This window comes from Shewanella sp. FeAMO (assembly GCF_053653955.1).
This window is the reverse complement of record NZ_CM132201.1, coordinates 2,628,417-2,642,623: the sequence shown is the minus strand read 5'-3', so window position 1 is coordinate 2,642,623 and position 14,207 is coordinate 2,628,417. Positions and strand designations below refer to the sequence as shown.

General features: G+C 55.2%; 12 protein-coding genes. 6 read left to right on the top strand and 6 right to left on the bottom strand.

The features are described from left to right. Positions 1 to 41: 41 nt before the first annotated feature. From hypF to hyaA, 6 genes are read right to left on the bottom strand one after another with little or no spacing between them, the layout of a single operon-like run. Positions 42 to 2,528: a carbamoyltransferase HypF gene (gene hypF / locus ACWAU4_RS11785; RefSeq protein ID WP_454290279.1), complete on the bottom strand. Its 2,487-nt coding sequence runs from the start codon at positions 2,526 to 2,528 to the stop codon at positions 42 to 44. Then, complete coding sequence (locus ACWAU4_RS11780) at positions 2,528 to 4,411, bottom strand: Kae1-like domain-containing protein (protein WP_454290278.1); 1,884 nt, start codon at positions 4,409 to 4,411, stop codon at positions 2,528 to 2,530. Before ACWAU4_RS11780 ends, hypF begins: the two co-directional genes overlap by 1 nt. Beyond that, positions 4,398 to 4,997, bottom strand: a complete 600-nt coding sequence (locus tag ACWAU4_RS11775; protein ID WP_025887315.1) for a HyaD/HybD family hydrogenase maturation endopeptidase — start codon at positions 4,995 to 4,997, stop codon at positions 4,398 to 4,400. The genes ACWAU4_RS11780 and ACWAU4_RS11775 overlap by 14 nt, the downstream gene beginning before the upstream one ends. A 7-nt stretch (positions 4,998 to 5,004) precedes the next feature. Further along, the gene (gene cybH / locus ACWAU4_RS11770) at positions 5,005 to 5,676 is read right to left on the bottom strand and encodes a Ni/Fe-hydrogenase, b-type cytochrome subunit (protein ID WP_045282862.1); all 672 of its coding nucleotides are present in this window, start codon (positions 5,674 to 5,676) and stop codon (positions 5,005 to 5,007) included. A 12-nt stretch (positions 5,677 to 5,688) separates the two neighbouring features. After that, a complete protein-coding gene (hyaB, locus tag ACWAU4_RS11765; protein WP_044734538.1) occupies positions 5,689 to 7,392 on the bottom strand; it encodes a nickel-dependent hydrogenase large subunit in 1,704 nt (567 codons plus the stop codon). Positions 7,393 to 7,395: 3 nt separating this feature from the next. Beyond that, the gene (gene hyaA / locus ACWAU4_RS11760; protein WP_062793451.1) at positions 7,396 to 8,532 is read right to left on the bottom strand and encodes a nickel-dependent hydrogenase small subunit; all 1,137 of its coding nucleotides are present in this window, start codon (positions 8,530 to 8,532) and stop codon (positions 7,396 to 7,398) included. Positions 8,533 to 8,852: 320 nt separating this feature from the next. Between hyaA and ACWAU4_RS11755 the strand changes: the two genes are divergently transcribed. The 6 genes from ACWAU4_RS11755 to ACWAU4_RS11730 all read left to right on the top strand — a co-directional run bounded on the left by ACWAU4_RS11755 (position 8,853) and on the right by ACWAU4_RS11730 (position 14,120). Next, complete coding sequence (locus tag ACWAU4_RS11755) at positions 8,853 to 9,350, top strand: TlpA disulfide reductase family protein (protein ID WP_243756780.1); 498 nt, start codon at positions 8,853 to 8,855, stop codon at positions 9,348 to 9,350. Positions 9,351 to 9,353: 3 nt separating this feature from the next. Beyond that, positions 9,354 to 9,578, top strand: coding sequence for a DUF4266 domain-containing protein (locus ACWAU4_RS11750; protein ID WP_037436894.1), 225 nt, complete (start codon positions 9,354 to 9,356; stop codon positions 9,576 to 9,578). Further along, positions 9,569 to 10,918 (top strand): DUF3570 domain-containing protein, encoded by a 1,350-nt coding sequence (locus ACWAU4_RS11745; RefSeq protein ID WP_208124759.1) that lies wholly within the window; start codon positions 9,569 to 9,571, stop codon positions 10,916 to 10,918. The genes ACWAU4_RS11750 and ACWAU4_RS11745 overlap by 10 nt, the downstream gene beginning before the upstream one ends. Positions 10,919 to 10,975: 57 nt before the next feature. Next, positions 10,976 to 11,908, top strand: coding sequence for an FAD:protein FMN transferase (locus ACWAU4_RS11740; protein ID WP_243756877.1), 933 nt, complete (start codon positions 10,976 to 10,978; stop codon positions 11,906 to 11,908). Between the two features lie 164 nt (positions 11,909 to 12,072). After that, positions 12,073 to 12,732, top strand: coding sequence for a response regulator (locus ACWAU4_RS11735; RefSeq protein WP_025887320.1), 660 nt, complete (start codon positions 12,073 to 12,075; stop codon positions 12,730 to 12,732). Next, a complete protein-coding gene (locus tag ACWAU4_RS11730) occupies positions 12,729 to 14,120 on the top strand; it encodes an ATP-binding protein (protein ID WP_071238197.1) in 1,392 nt (463 codons plus the stop codon). Before ACWAU4_RS11735 ends, ACWAU4_RS11730 begins: the two co-directional genes overlap by 4 nt. The last annotated feature ends 87 nt before the right edge of the window (positions 14,121 to 14,207 follow it).

Here is a 14,207-nt window from a genome sequence, read left to right as displayed (position 1 = left end):
CGCCGCTTTGGCGGCAGATGCCTTGATATCAATCAGTAATTTCAACGTTCGGCCAGGCTCTGTGTGAGCCCGGGTTGATGTAATCCATACCAGAGCTGCCCGAGGGCGATACCGCCATCATTGACCGGCACCAGGCCGGGTTTCAAGCGGTGAAATTCAAGCCGGGCGAGTTCCCGGTGGCAGTATTCACTGAGAAGCCTACTTTGAAACACGCCGCCGCTCAGTACCAGCGGCAGCTCGTCAATTCCTTCGGCCTTGAGCCAGTTACGGGCCTTGAGCGCTGCGGTGATAATCCCTTTGCCTATGGCCTGAATAAAGGCCAGCGCCAGCAGTTCACTGTCCGGCTCGGTGCGCCAGGCTTGCAGCAGCGCCGAAAATAACGGCGCGCTTTGCCACTGCCCAAACACCAGCTCGGTGCGAGAGTTTGTTGGTTCGAGCTCATGTTCAAGCTTCAGCTCTAAGCCAAGCTTCTCGGCGCTTTGCTGTTTCCCGGCGGCAATGGCTCTGCGGGCAAGGGTTTCCAGAATGATCCCGGCTTGGCCTTCATATTGGCTGAGTCTCAAGTTCGCCAGCAGCGCGGCGGCGGCATCGAATAAACGGCCGATGGAGTGGCTCTTGGGGCCTATGCCACTGCTGGCGATCTTGCCAAGGTTGGCCAGCTTGGCTGCAGGCTCGGCAGCAAAGACCGCCAATTGCTGCAACTCTTCAATGCCATGGTTTTGCAACAGCAGGCTATAGAGCAGGCGCCAAGGCTCGCGAATGGCCTGCTCGCCTCCGAGCAGCATCATCGGGCTCAGGGTTGCCAGGCGCTGAAAGCCCTGACAGTCGGCCAGCAGCAGTTCGCCGCCCCAGAGCTTGTTGTCATCTCCAAGCCCTGTGCCATCAAAGCTGAAGCCCAGCACCTTGCCGCTGTAATCATTGGCTGCCATCACCGCCAGCAGATGGGCGAAGTGGTGCTGCACCTCAAGCTGCCGAGCACTTTGACGCTCGGCCCAGCGGCTGGACGCGTAGTCGGGGTGTTTATCGCGGATGATGGCCTCGGGCTCAAAGCGGTACAGGCGATGGAAATTCTGCAAAGTGCGCTCGAAATAGCCTTCTGCCTCAACACTGAAAAGATCGCCTATATGGGGGCTGAGATAGAGCTGATTACCGATATTGAGCGCCAGGGTGTTTTTCTGTTGCGGGCCCACGGCCAGCAGTGACGGCAGCTTGTTAGAGCTGTTGTCTCCAGAGTCCTTACTCGCCAAGCTTTTGCTTGCTGTGTTCATGCTAACCAAGCTTTTGCTTGCTGTGTTCATGCTAGCCAAGCTTTTGCTTGGAAGGCTCAGCGGTGCATAACCGCGGGCGAGACGCAGTACTTGCAGTTCATCATCCAGCATCTGCACCACAGAGTCGTCACAGCCGTTGATGATGGGGCGGTTATGATCCAGTACTGCATCGACCACAGCCAGAGGTGGTTTGCCGAGTTGCTGCAGCACTTCGTCGCCGTCAGTGATAATCGGCTCGCCGGAGCGGTTGGCACTGGTGGCCACCAGCGGCCGCTGCAGGCCATCGAGCAGCAGGGTATGCAGCGGCGTATAAGGCAGGAACAAACCCAGCCGATCGATATCCGGCGCTATGGCGCTGCTGAGTGCCGGAGCGTCAGTCTGGTGTTGCTTCTTGGCCATAAGCACTATCGGCCGCTCCTGACTACTGAGCAGTTGCCACTCGGCGCTCGAGCCTTCGGCATATTGTTTGGCGAACTCGATTGAGGGCATCATCAGTGCCAGCGGCTTGGCCGGGCGGCACTTGCGGCGCCTAAGTTCAGTGACTGCGTCATGATTACCGGCATCGCAGATCAGATGAAAGCCCCCTAGGCCCTTGATGGCGAGGATTTTGCCCTGTTCGATAAGGGCAATGGTTTGCGCCAGCGCTTGCTCTCTCTTGGCGAGGATTTCGCCGCCTGCGCCACGCAGTGTCAGCTCGGGGCCACATTTGGGGCAACTGACCGGCTGGGCGTGATAGCGCCTGTCCATAGGGTCTTCATAGGCTTGGCGGCAGGCATCACAAAGGGCAAAGCCCGCCATGGCGGTATTGTGTCTGTCGTAGGGCAGGTTGCGGATAATGGTGTATCTGGGGCCGCAGTGGGTGCAGTTGGTGAAGGGGTAACCGAAGTGGCGATTGTTGGGATCGCGAATCTCGGCCAAGCAGGCATCGCAGCTGCTCTTGTCGCTGCCCACAGTGACTATGGCCGCCGCTTGCCCCGCACTGCTGTGCGCTATGGTGAAATCTTGCAAGTCCTGCACTTGGGCATGGCTGACGGTGAGCTCATCAATGCGGCACAGCGGCGGGCGCTCGGTATCGAGCGCGGCTCGAAATCCTGCCAGCGCCATCTCCGGACCTTGCACCAATATGCTGACGCCCTGGCCATCGTTGAGCACATGGCCCTTGAGCTGAAAGCGTTTTGCCAACTGGAAAATCCAGGGGCGAAAACCCACCCCCTGGACTATGCCTTTGATATTGAAGCTTTGGGCAACAAGCGCTGTCATCAGCGCCTCCTTTGCCTGAGCCAAAGTGCGCCGGCGGCGAGCAGGGCGCCATCGAGATCGAGCAGTTGACTGGCCGCCAGCGGGAAGTTTTTGCCGATGCGGATGGCGATTCTCTTGCTCAGAACCGGGTTGGCCATGGCGCTGCCGGCCAGAAACACACAATCTATACCAACGCTGAGATCCAGATGCTCGACCCAGTTGGCCAGATAGTCGGCCAGTGAATCCTGGGCGGCGAAGCAGAGCTTGGCGGCATCTGTGTCACCGGCGAGGCGGAAACTCATGACAGTGCCCAGCGTTTTGCACCAGTTAAGGCCGCGCACCGCTTCGCCCTTGGCCAAGGGGTAATCGATTCGCGGTGCGTTGGCGCCCTTGTAACTCATGGCGGCGGCGATAAAGGCATCTTTTAGCTCAGTGGCTGACTGACCCTGTTGCCCGAGCTCACTGATGATGGCGATAACAGCCCACAGCGCATCCAACCCGGGGAAGGTGGATGGCTGCTGACTGCCAAAATCCAGCAGGCGGTTATAACACTCGGGGAATTGGCTTTTGAATTTTTGCACCACAGTGCGCTGCGGGCTTTGCTCCAGTGCGTGTACTATCTCATAGCCGCTGGCGGGCAGTTGAGTTAGCTCAAAGAAGCACTCTTGTTTGCCGTCCTTATCCAGATAGCGTATTTGTGATGGATTCGAGCCGCTGAAATAGAGCAGTGCGGCTTTTTTTATACCTGAAAATTCGGCCAGCAGCGCGTTGAAGGCGCATTCGGCGCCGTGATCGGTGGCCACTTGCCAGATATTCGCGTCATTCTCCGTGGCCGCTCTCAATACAATTTGCGGCTCTTCTTTGTTGCCTGGGCTTTGAACGGTCGCCACTGATTTGCCGAACCTTGCCTCATCGTGCAGGGTTTCCGGCAAGGCATGGCCTGAGCTTGCCTTACTCAGCCGCGCCTGGTGAGCATAGAGCGGCAGATAGTGACCGGCTATCCAGCATAGCTCCACACGGGATGGCTGGGATAACTCGACCGCAAACAGATAATCGCAGCCCTTGATACGCAAATACTCGCAGATGATCAGCAGCAGTCTGCTATCGGCAAACGCCACTGAGTACAAGGGTTGTGTGAGCCTGGGGTGCTGCGAGCAGGGTCTTAATTGCAGCGCAGGTTTTTCCATCGAAGAAAGCGCCAGCACTTCGGCATCGGTCAGCAGGAAGTGGGCGTTGAGGCTATTGGGATTGCAGCAGATAAGTGTTTGGCCGCTGGGTATGCCCTGAGGCATATCATCTTGTTTGAGACTCAGTTTTAGGCGCCGATTGCCGCTGTCGGTGAGCGTGAGCGATTTGCCCTCAAGCAGTTGCTCGGCCATGGCGCGGATATCGCTTGGTTGCAGGGCGCAGAGCTCCGGCTCAGCCAATACCGCCTCTTCGCCAAGGCAGTGGGGGCAGGGCAAACGGATATTGGCAAAATCAGGGTGTTGGTTATCGCCCAAACGAGGCTGGCAGTACTGACAAAACGCCAGGCTCGGCCGAGTGGTTGAATTGGGAAGTACGTCGGCTAAAGCCAGTGGCGTGGCGGCGCCGAGTCTTTCCTCTGCCAGTAAAATACGTGAGTCCAGCAAGCTGGTGCTCAAGAGAAAATCACCCGCAATCTCATCGGCGAGCTGCTCAAGCTCACTCTGGCTCCCCTCGGCTTCGAGAATATATCGCCAGAGGATCCTGGGCGCCTGATGATTCTGCTCTAGGGCGGCAGCAGTGCTTTGCTTGGCCGCGGATTTCAACGGCAACAGGGCGACAGTGATATTCAGCTTATCGTAATTAAGATATTGGTTACATAAATGCCCATACCAAGGCTGCTGCGAGGCGCAGTCAAATTCGAATCTAACGAGTTTCATGGGATGTTTCCGGCAGTTTGTCTTCTTCATCGACCTTTGCTGCTACAGATAGCTTTGGGCGATAGGAGTGGGGAATAAGGGCTTCTATGTCAGTGTTACCGGTTTTTTGGCATTGCCAGCCAAGGTGCTGCAGATAGTTGATAAGCGTGGTTTCCATCAAGGGCACGGCGGCGGCAATTTGCGGTGTGAGCCCAAGCGTCATGGGTTCAATCACGGTTGGGGTGATCCCAAGCACCATGGTGTGGGGCCTGTCGCCAAGCATCTCCATCATGATCAGGGTTTGCAGCATTTCCACTTCATGGGCGCTGCCTTGCCAATCGATTTCAGGCGGAGCCTTATCGAAGTCGAAGAAATAGACTTCGCCGGGTTTGGCGCCTGCGGCATTGACTGTATCGACCAAGAGCAAAGCGTCGTACTTGGCAATGATGGGGGTAAGCCCCTGTGCCAAGGTGCCGCCGTCGAGGAGATCGAGCTGGTCGCTTGGGTGAGTAAATTGGTAGTTTTCATTGAGGTAATTGACAAAATGTACGCCGATACCTTCATCGGCGTACAGGACATTGCCAATACCCAGCAGCAATATCTTCATCTGACCTCTAGTGCTTGTCCGGGTGATAGTCATAACCTGAGACAATAGAGTCCACTGAGTTATGTTTGAAGCGGATACCTGTCCAGACTGCCATATAAACGTGGATAACCACGAAGATGACAAAGGCCCAGGTCAGATAATGGTGCCAGATCCTGACCATGGCCAGGCCACCCATCTGCGCCGTGAGCCAGCCGGAGATATCCCACAGCCAACCGCCCATACCTTGATGGTAGACGTTGGCATAGAGTACCAGACCGGTAATACAGATCACCGCAGCCATTACAGACACTGCCAGATAGGTCATAAATTGCAGTGGGCCATAGACGCCGGCCTTGTTCAGCTTACCCATCCACAGATAGGACTTGAGCTGAACTATCCAACTCTTCACGCTCATCACATCCCGAAACGAGCGCCGCTCAATATCGCTCTTGCTGAAGAAGAACAGATAAGCTCGGGCCAGGGTAATGGCACAGAGGATAAAGCCGAAGATCAGGTGGGCAAAGCGGATCCAACCTTGCACCAACACATCACTGGACTCGGGCGCCACCAGAAATGGCCAGGCGATATAAAAGCCTGTCATCACTAGTACCAAAATCGCCAGCGCTCTGAGCCAGTGAAATATCCGGATCGCGGCGCTGAATACTATCTCCTGTTTATAGGAAACACTCGATGTAGCCATGACGCTTCCTCCTTAGCGGGCATTGGGATCGATACGGAATTCGCCCAAGGATTGCCCCTTGTAATCCATCACGTGTACGGCGCAGGCCATACAGGGATCGAAAGAGTGAATAATGCGGATCACTTCCAGCGGCTTGGCGGGATCTTCAAGTTTCAAGCCTATCAGTGATGCCTCATAAGGCCCCATCTGTCCCTTGGCATCCACAGGCCCTGCGTTCCAGGTGGTGGGCACCACGGCCTGATAGTTTTCCACCAGTCCCCCTTTGATGCGGATCCAGTGACTGAGCATACCGCGGGGCGCTTCAATCATGGCGTGGCCGACATACTCTTTGTTGCTGTCGAGCTCAGGCTTGATATAAGTGCTGTCGTCACTCTGGATATTGGTCAGCAGGGCGTCGAAGGTGCGCAATCCCTCTTTGGCCACAATCGAGGTTTGCAACATACGCGCCGCGGTGCGGCCAAGGGTGGTGAACAGGGCTTCAATCGGCAAGCCGGTACGTTGCAGCAAACCATTGACGGCATCGACTACCACTTGATTGCCTCTGGCATAGTTCACCAGCAGGCAGGCGAGTGGGCCCACTTCCACAGGTTCACCTTGGTAACGGGGGGATTTCACCCAGCTGTATTTGTTGTCACCATCCAGGGTCGGCAGTTTGCCGTAAACCGTGTCGCGCTCTACAAAGCCGGTGTAATCAGGAATTGTGGTGCCATCGTAAGGGTGTTGCGGCTTGTCGGCCTTGTACCAGGCGTGGGTGACATCTTCGGCAATCAGATCCGGGTTGATATCGCTGACACCGGCCAGGTCGCCCTTGAGGATAACCCCTTGTTCAAACAGATATTCACCATCGGCTGTGACAAAGTCATTGGTGGCCATAAAGCTCTTGATGTTAACGCCGCCCAGTACCGAGGCTTCACCGCCGAAGGCTTCGGCCGCCATCACGATATCGGCCTTGTAACCACGCTCGATAAAGTCAGCCACAATGGCATGTTTTTGTTTCCACTCCTGTAATCTTGCCGGGCTCAGCATGTCACGCACCGAGGTAACACCGCCGACCACCAGAGACTGAGGGTGAGGCTGCTTGCCGCCGAAAATCGCCATCATCTCTGCCGCAACCCGCTGTACTTCCAGTGCCTTGAGATAGTGCGACAGGGCAATCAGGTTCTGCTCTGGGGTGAATTTATAAGTACCGTTACCCCAATAGGCGTTGGCGAAAGGCCCAAGCTTGCCGGTTTCGACAAAGCCTTTGACTCTCTCCTGAACGGCCCTGAGTTCACCTTCACCGGCGGCAATCGGCTTGTCTGTGTACTTGAGTGCTACTTGAGCCGCCTTGGCGGGATCGGCACTGAGAGCGGAAACCACATCCACCCAGTCCAGACCATGCAGATGATAGAAATGCACTATATGGTCGTGCATAAACAGTGAAGTGTGCATCAAGGAGCGCAGATAGCGGGCGTTGAGCGGAATTTTCATCCCGAGGGCATTTTCCACCGCTTCGGTGCCGCAGCGATAATGGGAATAGGTACACACACCGCAGATCCGCTGCACGATAAGGCCCACATCCATAGGCGTACGGCCCTTGAGGATCACCTCAATACCGCGCCACAGGGTGGAGGAAGACCAGGCTTTTTGCACCACATTGTTTTCATCGACTTCCACCTCAACACGCAGGTGGCCTTCGATACGGGTAATGGGATCTATGACTACACGTTGGTTCATTGATTAATCCTCCTTCGAACCGGCAAACAGACTGGCAACCGCATGGGCGCCGATACCCACCACAGTGGCACCGAGAATGACAGCGCCTATGGTATCGGCGGTGGCATCCAGGCCATGCAGCAGTTGTCTGCCGAGAGGTTTTTCAAAGTCAGCCATGTCATCCCAGAAGTTGGGCTCGGAGCAGCCCATGCAGCCATGACCGGCCAGCACAGGCCAACTGGTATGGTGATTGAAGCGCTCGGTCGGGCAGTTGTTGTAGGTGTAAGGGCCCTTACAGCCTACCTTGTAGAGGCAATAGCCCTCTTTGGCACCGGTATCGCCGAATTCCTCGACAAATTCACCGGCGTCGAAACGGCCACGGCGCTCGCAATTGTCGTGCACCCTGGCACCATAGGCCCACTTGGGCCGATTGAACATGTCCAGGGCAGGGAGCTTGCCAAACATGATGAAGTACATCAGGGTGCCGACAATATTCTTTTCACTCGGTGGGCAGCCACCCAGGTTGATGACCGTCTTGTTGACCACTTCATGGACGCCCTTGGCACCGGTTGGGTTGGGCGCTGCCGCCTGAACCCCGCCGAAGGAGGCACAGGTACCCACAGAAATTATCGCGGCAGCACCTTCGGCGGCGTGCTTGATGATTTCAAGCCCGGTGTGGCCCTTACAGCCGACCGTTAAGAAGGCGCCGTTGTTGGCCGTTGGCACAGCCCCTTCAACCGCCAGCAGGTAGTTGCCTTTGTAGGCTTCCAAGGCGTGCTCCAGATTCTCTTCTGCTTGCCAGCCGGCGGCAGCCATCAGGGTCTCGTGGTATTCCAGCGAGATATGATCGAAGATCAACGAATCCAGATTCGGCGTGTCGGCACGCACCAGAGATTCGGAGCAACCTGTGCACTCGGCCAGATGCAACCAAATCAGAGGTACCCGATCGGCCAGTTCGGCAGCTTCGGCCACCAGGTTGGAGAAGGGCAAGGGCAACGCCAGCATGGCGGTAACCGATGCACTCCACTTCATAAAGTCACGGCGGGTCAGGCCGTGATCCAGCATACGTTCCTGTAAAGATTTGTCCTGGCGGGCGGGCAGCTGACGCAATTTCTCCAGCCGTTGCCGTCCTTGCTCGTAAAGGGCTGCATGTGTGTCCATGGTTGAACCTTTTATTTATAAGAATGTAATAGCTTTTAACTCACACAAATCACGCCTATGAGTGTAGGTCGCAACTGACTCATTAAAGTTGATATGCATCAAGATTTCTGTCTGGGTGTGATTTTTGATATGTTTACTTTTTCATTACATGATCGGGATCAAAATGGCTATTGTTAATAGTGGACAAATTGTCCAACTATCTCTTTTTGGGCATTTAAGATTTACTGATTGGCAAACTTAAAATCCTTATCTATCCGTTTTATGGCTGTTTTTTTAAAGTAGCAGCCACAGACTGCAAGCTTACGTCAAGGAACCAACTGATGAAGGCCAAAAAATTGTCGCAACTGTCATTTGTGATACTCATGTTGCTTATTTGTGGTTTGGGACAGGCAGAAACGCTGCAGTCCCCATTGGCGCTGGCGTTAAGCCGTGATGATGGAACTCAAGTCAGCCTCAATGACTACAAGGGTAAGGTGATTTATTTGGACTTCTGGGCCTCGTGGTGTGCGCCATGTCGCAAATCGCTCCCATGGATGCAGCATATGCATCGCAAATACCGAGAGACGGACCTCGCCATAATCGCGGTGAATCTGGACACTGACTCCCAATTAGGTAGAGAGTTTCTCCAGCAACTGGATGCCGACTTTGATGTGCTTTATGACCCTGAAGGGCGACTGGCGCGCAGACTGGATTTACAGGGGATGCCCTCAAGTTTTCTATTTGACCGGGATGGAAAACTGCTCGGTAGCCATGTTGGTTTTTTCACCGAGCGACAAAGCCAGTATGAGGCTGAACTCAAGCGTGCGTTAAAGGAGTAACAGATGCGTAGGATGCGTTTATTGGGCTTATCGCTTATTGCCACTCTTGGGTTGACAGCTTGTGCTCAACTCGGGGTTGAACCTTGGGAGCGGGATCAGTTGGCGAGAGAGGATATGTCGCTGGCACACGAAAGGCTGGACTTGGCGCTGGACGATCATATCTACTTCAGTAAAGAGGGAGCCAGTGGCGGCCGCGCATTCGCCGGAGGAGGCTGCGGATGCAATTGAAGCGGCAAAAGGGTGAAACCAATATTGCCGCAGCGCTGACACTGGCCAGCAGCTCACTGCTAGCCAGTGGTGCGACGTATGCCGCAGGCAATAACCTCAGCTTCCCGGAGAACAGTGCCGACAAGGCTACCGATTGGCAGTTGGAAGCCGCGTTGATGTTTTACGGCGAGCAGGACAGGGTGACGACTCTTGAAGGGGTACTGCTGGCCAAAGGCGAATTTGATGATAGCAGCGGCCTGGATATCAAACTGGTGTTCGACAGCCTGAGCGGCGCATCGGCCACGGGCGCTGTGGTGCAGCAACAGAGCCAAACCCTGACCCGGCCTTCCGGCAACGGCGAATATCAGATAGCCGCCGGTGAGCAGGTGTTGGATGACAGCTTTGATGATAAGCGGCTGCAACTGAGTGCTGCTTGGTACAAGCTCTTGGAAAATAACTGGCAGCTGGCCGGCGGCGTTTATGGCTCGCGAGAATATGATTACACTTCGCTCGGCGTCAATGGCGCGCTGGAGCATAGCTTCAACAAGAACAACAGTACCGCATCCCTGGCGTTGGCTTATGGCCTGGATACCATAGATGCGGTCGGCGGCCGACCTTTGCCGCTTGCAACCATGGCAAGAAGAGTGGACTACGACTCGGAAACGGCCTTCAGGCAAGCCTTTGAGGCCAGTAGAGAAGGCGGCTCGGATCATAAGCATACCCTGGATCTGCTGCTGGGTTTTACCCAGGTGCTCAACCGTCGCTGGCTACTGCAGGGCAACTATGGTTTTTCCCTGGTGAAGGGGTACCAGACTGACCCCTACAAGGTGCTGAGCCTGGTGGACAATCTGGGTGTCACCCAGAGTTACCTTTATGAATCCAGGCCGGACTCACGGCAAAAGCAGAGCCTGTTTTTGCTGCTCAAGGGAGCGCTCAATGGGGGCGTGCTGGACCTTTCCTGGCGCTATACTTTTGATGATTGGCAACTGGATTCCCATACGCTGGAAAGTCACTTCAGGCACTATTTCTCTGATGGCTTCTATGGCCAATTGCATCTGCGCTATTACCGCCAGAGTGCGGCATCCTTTTATCGGCCCTTGTTGCTCCAGAATGAGGGCTCAATCTCCGGCTATTCAGCTGAATTCGCCAGCGCAGACCACCGCCTTGGTGAGCTGCAAGCCTATACTGTCGGAGTTAAGCTCGGGCATAAGCTCGGCGAGGGTCGCGAGCTCAGCTACCGCCTGGAATATTATCAGCAGCAGAGTGAAAACAACGGCACCTTATTGCCCGGTGAGCTTGGCAATATGCAGCTGTTTCCAAGGCTCAGGGCGGTGATTGCCCAGCTCAGCTACCGCTTTTAATCAACAGAAAGTAGAGGGAAGCAGCCTTTGACCAAGAGTCACTCCTCAGCGCCAGAGATGAGCCTTAGCCGTACCGACTTTGGTTTCCGTGGTCGTTTTCGCGCCATGGCCAGCCCCTGCGAGCTGCTTATTGCAAGCGGTGACGAGCGTTTGGCGCTCAGCCTCACTCAAGCCGCTATCAAGGAATGCCAAAGGCTTGAGCAGAAGTACAGCCGTTTTTTAGAAGGCAACTGGCTATGGCGGCTCAATCATTCAGCCGGAGCGCCTTTTATGCTGGACAGCGAGGCGGCGGCGTTGCTGCAGTTTGCCAAACGCTGCTGGCAACTGAGTGAGGGCTTATTTGATATCACCGCCGGCCCACTGCTCGCGCTCTGGTGTTTTGAAAAGGGAAATAGGTCAGAAACTTCGTTGCCGAGCTCGACTGATATCAAAAATGCCTTGTCCCGGGTGGGCTTTCAACAGCTCAAGTTCAGTCCCCATTTTGACGACAAGGTCGAAGACAAAAGCGTCCAAGAAATAACAGAGCCGCCCTGGATCATGCTGCCAGAGGCAATGGAGTTGGACTTCGGCGGCCTGGTAAAAGAATATGCCGCCGATAGGGTTGCCGGGCTGTGTATGACCCGGGCCGCAACCACCGAGGTGCTGGTCAATCTCGGTGGCGATATCGCCGTCAGTGGTAACAGATGTTGGCAGGTGGGGATTGAAGACCCTGCCAATCTTGACCGGGCAGCGGAGCTGATATCGCTCAACATGGGTGCATTGGCCACCAGTGGTGACAGTCGCCGCTTTATTGAACATCAGGGGCGCCGCTATGGTCATATCCTGGATCCCCGCAGCGGTTACCCTGTGCAGGGCGCCCCCCGTAGTGTGACGGTTCAGGCCGCGAGCTGCATCACGGCAGGCATGTTGGCGACCCTTGCCATGTTAAAGGGCGCGGCGGCAGAAAATTTTCTCAAGGCGCAGCAGCTGGAATACAGCGTCATCAGATAACCGCTTCAATGAGTTGCGATTGCCGAAATCAGCAGCCTCCTCTTTGACTATTTGTAACTATGCTGCCATTTGAGCTTTTCCGAGGCGCTTGATTCTTGCCTTCAGCTTGACAGAGGCGCGCCGCTGCTGCGAAATAGGGGCAACTTAAACCGGATGTTATACCCATGAGAATATTGCTGATAGAAGACAATGAGTTGTTGGCTCAGGGGATATTGCTTAGCCTTGCCAAGTTGGATATGCAGGTGGATCACGTCACCAGTATCAAACAAGCCGAGGCGGCTGTGATTAATGAAACCTTCAGTGCCATAGTGCTGGATTTGGGCTTGCCTGATGGCAATGGCCGCCAACTACTGACCCAATGGCGCCGCCGCGGCATAGATACCCCGACCATAGTGTTGACCGCCAACACCGACTTTGATACCAAGCTTGCCTGCTTGGATCTCGGTGCCGATGACTATCTGGCCAAACCCTTTGATGTGCGGGAGCTGGTGGCCAGAATCAAGGCGATTGTCAGGCGGCAACATGGTCTGAATCAAAACCGTTTGGAAGTGGGGGCACTGGTTATCGATATGGATGCTCATCAGGTGCTGTTTCGCGGCCATCATATTCAGGTGTCGCGGCGCGAATATCAATTACTGCTTGAACTGGCCCAGTCCAGTGGCAGGGTGCTCAGCCGCAATCAGCTTGAGCAGCTGACTTATGGTTGGGACGAGGTTGGCAGTAATTCCATCGAGGTGCATATTCATCACCTGCGTAAAAAAACCGCCAATGAGCTTATCAAGACAGTGCGCGGCATAGGTTATACCTTGGTGGCAGTAGAATGAGCCGGGTATCCCTGCGTCTGGTGATGATGGCATTGATGCTGCTTGGCATCTGTCTCTCGGTAGGTATCAGCAGTTACCTCAACACCCAGGACTCTCGCCGCCAGATAGAGGAACTGTTCGATGCCCAGATGCTGCAAAGTGCCAAGATGCTGGAGATGTTCTATGGTGCCCAGGGGCGGGATCATCGCCTGGATATGTTGGAAAACCCACTGATCCTGAGTGTAAACCCGGGCAAGGTTAATACCTTTACTGAGCAGGCCGATGCCACTGAGCTGAGTTATGAGCTGAAACTCGCCTATCAGATGTGGACCCCGGCCAAACAACTGATGGCAAGGTCGGATAACAGCGACATTGAGCCCATGGCGCCATTTGAGCGTGGTTACCACAAGCGTTATTACCAGGGTGAGCTTTGGCATCTGCTCAGCTATTTCTCCGATGATCTTGGCGTATGGATCATTACCGGCCAAAGAGACGATGTGCGCGGTGAGCTGGTGGAGCAGATCATGGGCAACAGCTTTATCGGCCCGGCGTTGGTGGTGCCGGCAGTGGCGTTGCTGATGGTGTTTCTCTCCTATTGGTTGCTGCAACCGCTTGAGAGCCTGGCGGCCCGGCTCAAACTCCGCAGCCCTGCGGATATGCGGCCGCTGGCGTTGCAACTGCCCAAAGAGTTGGTACCTGTGCAGGACGCGCTCAATACCTATATCACCCGCATCAGCGATAATCTGGCGCGGGAGCGGCGTTTCAGCGCTGATGCGGCGCATGAACTCAAAACCCCGCTGGCGGTCATTAAACTGCACCGTCAGGGCTGGCAACAGGCCAAGACTGAGGCCGAGCAGCAGCTGCACCTCAATGCCATAGACACAGGCATTGGCCAGATGACCCATATGGTAGAGCAGTTGCTGTTGCTGTCTCGGGTGGAATCCCTGTCCGAGCTGGAAGTGGCGCAAACGCCGGTGGCGGTAATGGTGCAGGAAGTGCTGGATCAACTGCTGCCGCTGATTGCCGATTACAGTTGGCAGCTGGAATTGCCGGAAGAGGTGAGTGTCAGTGTCGACCCCTTCTATATGAAACTGGTGCTGAAAAACCTGCTGGAAAATGCCTGTAAGTATTCGGGCAAAGATCAGCCAATCAAAGTCAGTTGCTGGCAAGAGGGGCGCCAAGAGAGCAAACAAGTGGTTATCCAGGTGCTGGACTCAGGACCAGGCCTACCATTGGAGCAGTGTCGGCAGTTGACTGAGCGCTTTTTCCGGATTGCCGATGAGTCAGTTCCCGGTGCGGGTCTTGGCCTGTCTATCAGTGCTCAAATTGTCGAGTTGCATAAGGGTAAGTTGAGTATTCAACCGGGCACTGAACGTGGCTTGGATGTGCGGATCATTTTGCCTGGCTAAGAGTTAGTCGAGCAAAAACAAGTAATAAGCCGAGCAGAAAGAAAAAGCCGCAGCCTCCAACGGGGCTGCGGCTCGCTTTTAAAGAAG

Bases quoted from the DNA above. Each gene is read 5' to 3' on its own strand.
- hypF (WP_454290279.1), bottom strand. From the start codon at position 2,528: ATGACAGCGCTTGTTGCCCAAAGCTTCAATATCAAAGGCATAGTCCAG.
- ACWAU4_RS11780 (WP_454290278.1), bottom strand. From the start codon at position 4,411: ATGAAACTCGTTAGATTCGAATTTGACTGCGCCTCGCAGCAGCCTTGG.
- ACWAU4_RS11775 (WP_025887315.1), bottom strand. From the start codon at position 4,997: ATGAAGATATTGCTGCTGGGTATTGGCAATGTCCTGTACGCCGATGAA.
- cybH (WP_045282862.1), bottom strand. From the start codon at position 5,676: ATGGCTACATCGAGTGTTTCCTATAAACAGGAGATAGTATTCAGCGCC.
- hyaB (WP_044734538.1), bottom strand. From the start codon at position 7,392: ATGAACCAACGTGTAGTCATAGATCCCATTACCCGTATCGAAGGCCAC.
- hyaA (WP_062793451.1), bottom strand. From the start codon at position 8,532: ATGGACACACATGCAGCCCTTTACGAGCAAGGACGGCAACGGCTGGAG.
- ACWAU4_RS11755 (WP_243756780.1), top strand. From the start codon at position 8,853: ATGAAGGCCAAAAAATTGTCGCAACTGTCATTTGTGATACTCATGTTG.
- ACWAU4_RS11750 (WP_037436894.1), top strand. From the start codon at position 9,354: ATGCGTAGGATGCGTTTATTGGGCTTATCGCTTATTGCCACTCTTGGG.
- ACWAU4_RS11745 (WP_208124759.1), top strand. From the start codon at position 9,569: ATGCAATTGAAGCGGCAAAAGGGTGAAACCAATATTGCCGCAGCGCTG.
- ACWAU4_RS11740 (WP_243756877.1), top strand. From the start codon at position 10,976: ATGAGCCTTAGCCGTACCGACTTTGGTTTCCGTGGTCGTTTTCGCGCC.
- ACWAU4_RS11735 (WP_025887320.1), top strand. From the start codon at position 12,073: ATGAGAATATTGCTGATAGAAGACAATGAGTTGTTGGCTCAGGGGATA.
- ACWAU4_RS11730 (WP_071238197.1), top strand. From the start codon at position 12,729: ATGAGCCGGGTATCCCTGCGTCTGGTGATGATGGCATTGATGCTGCTT.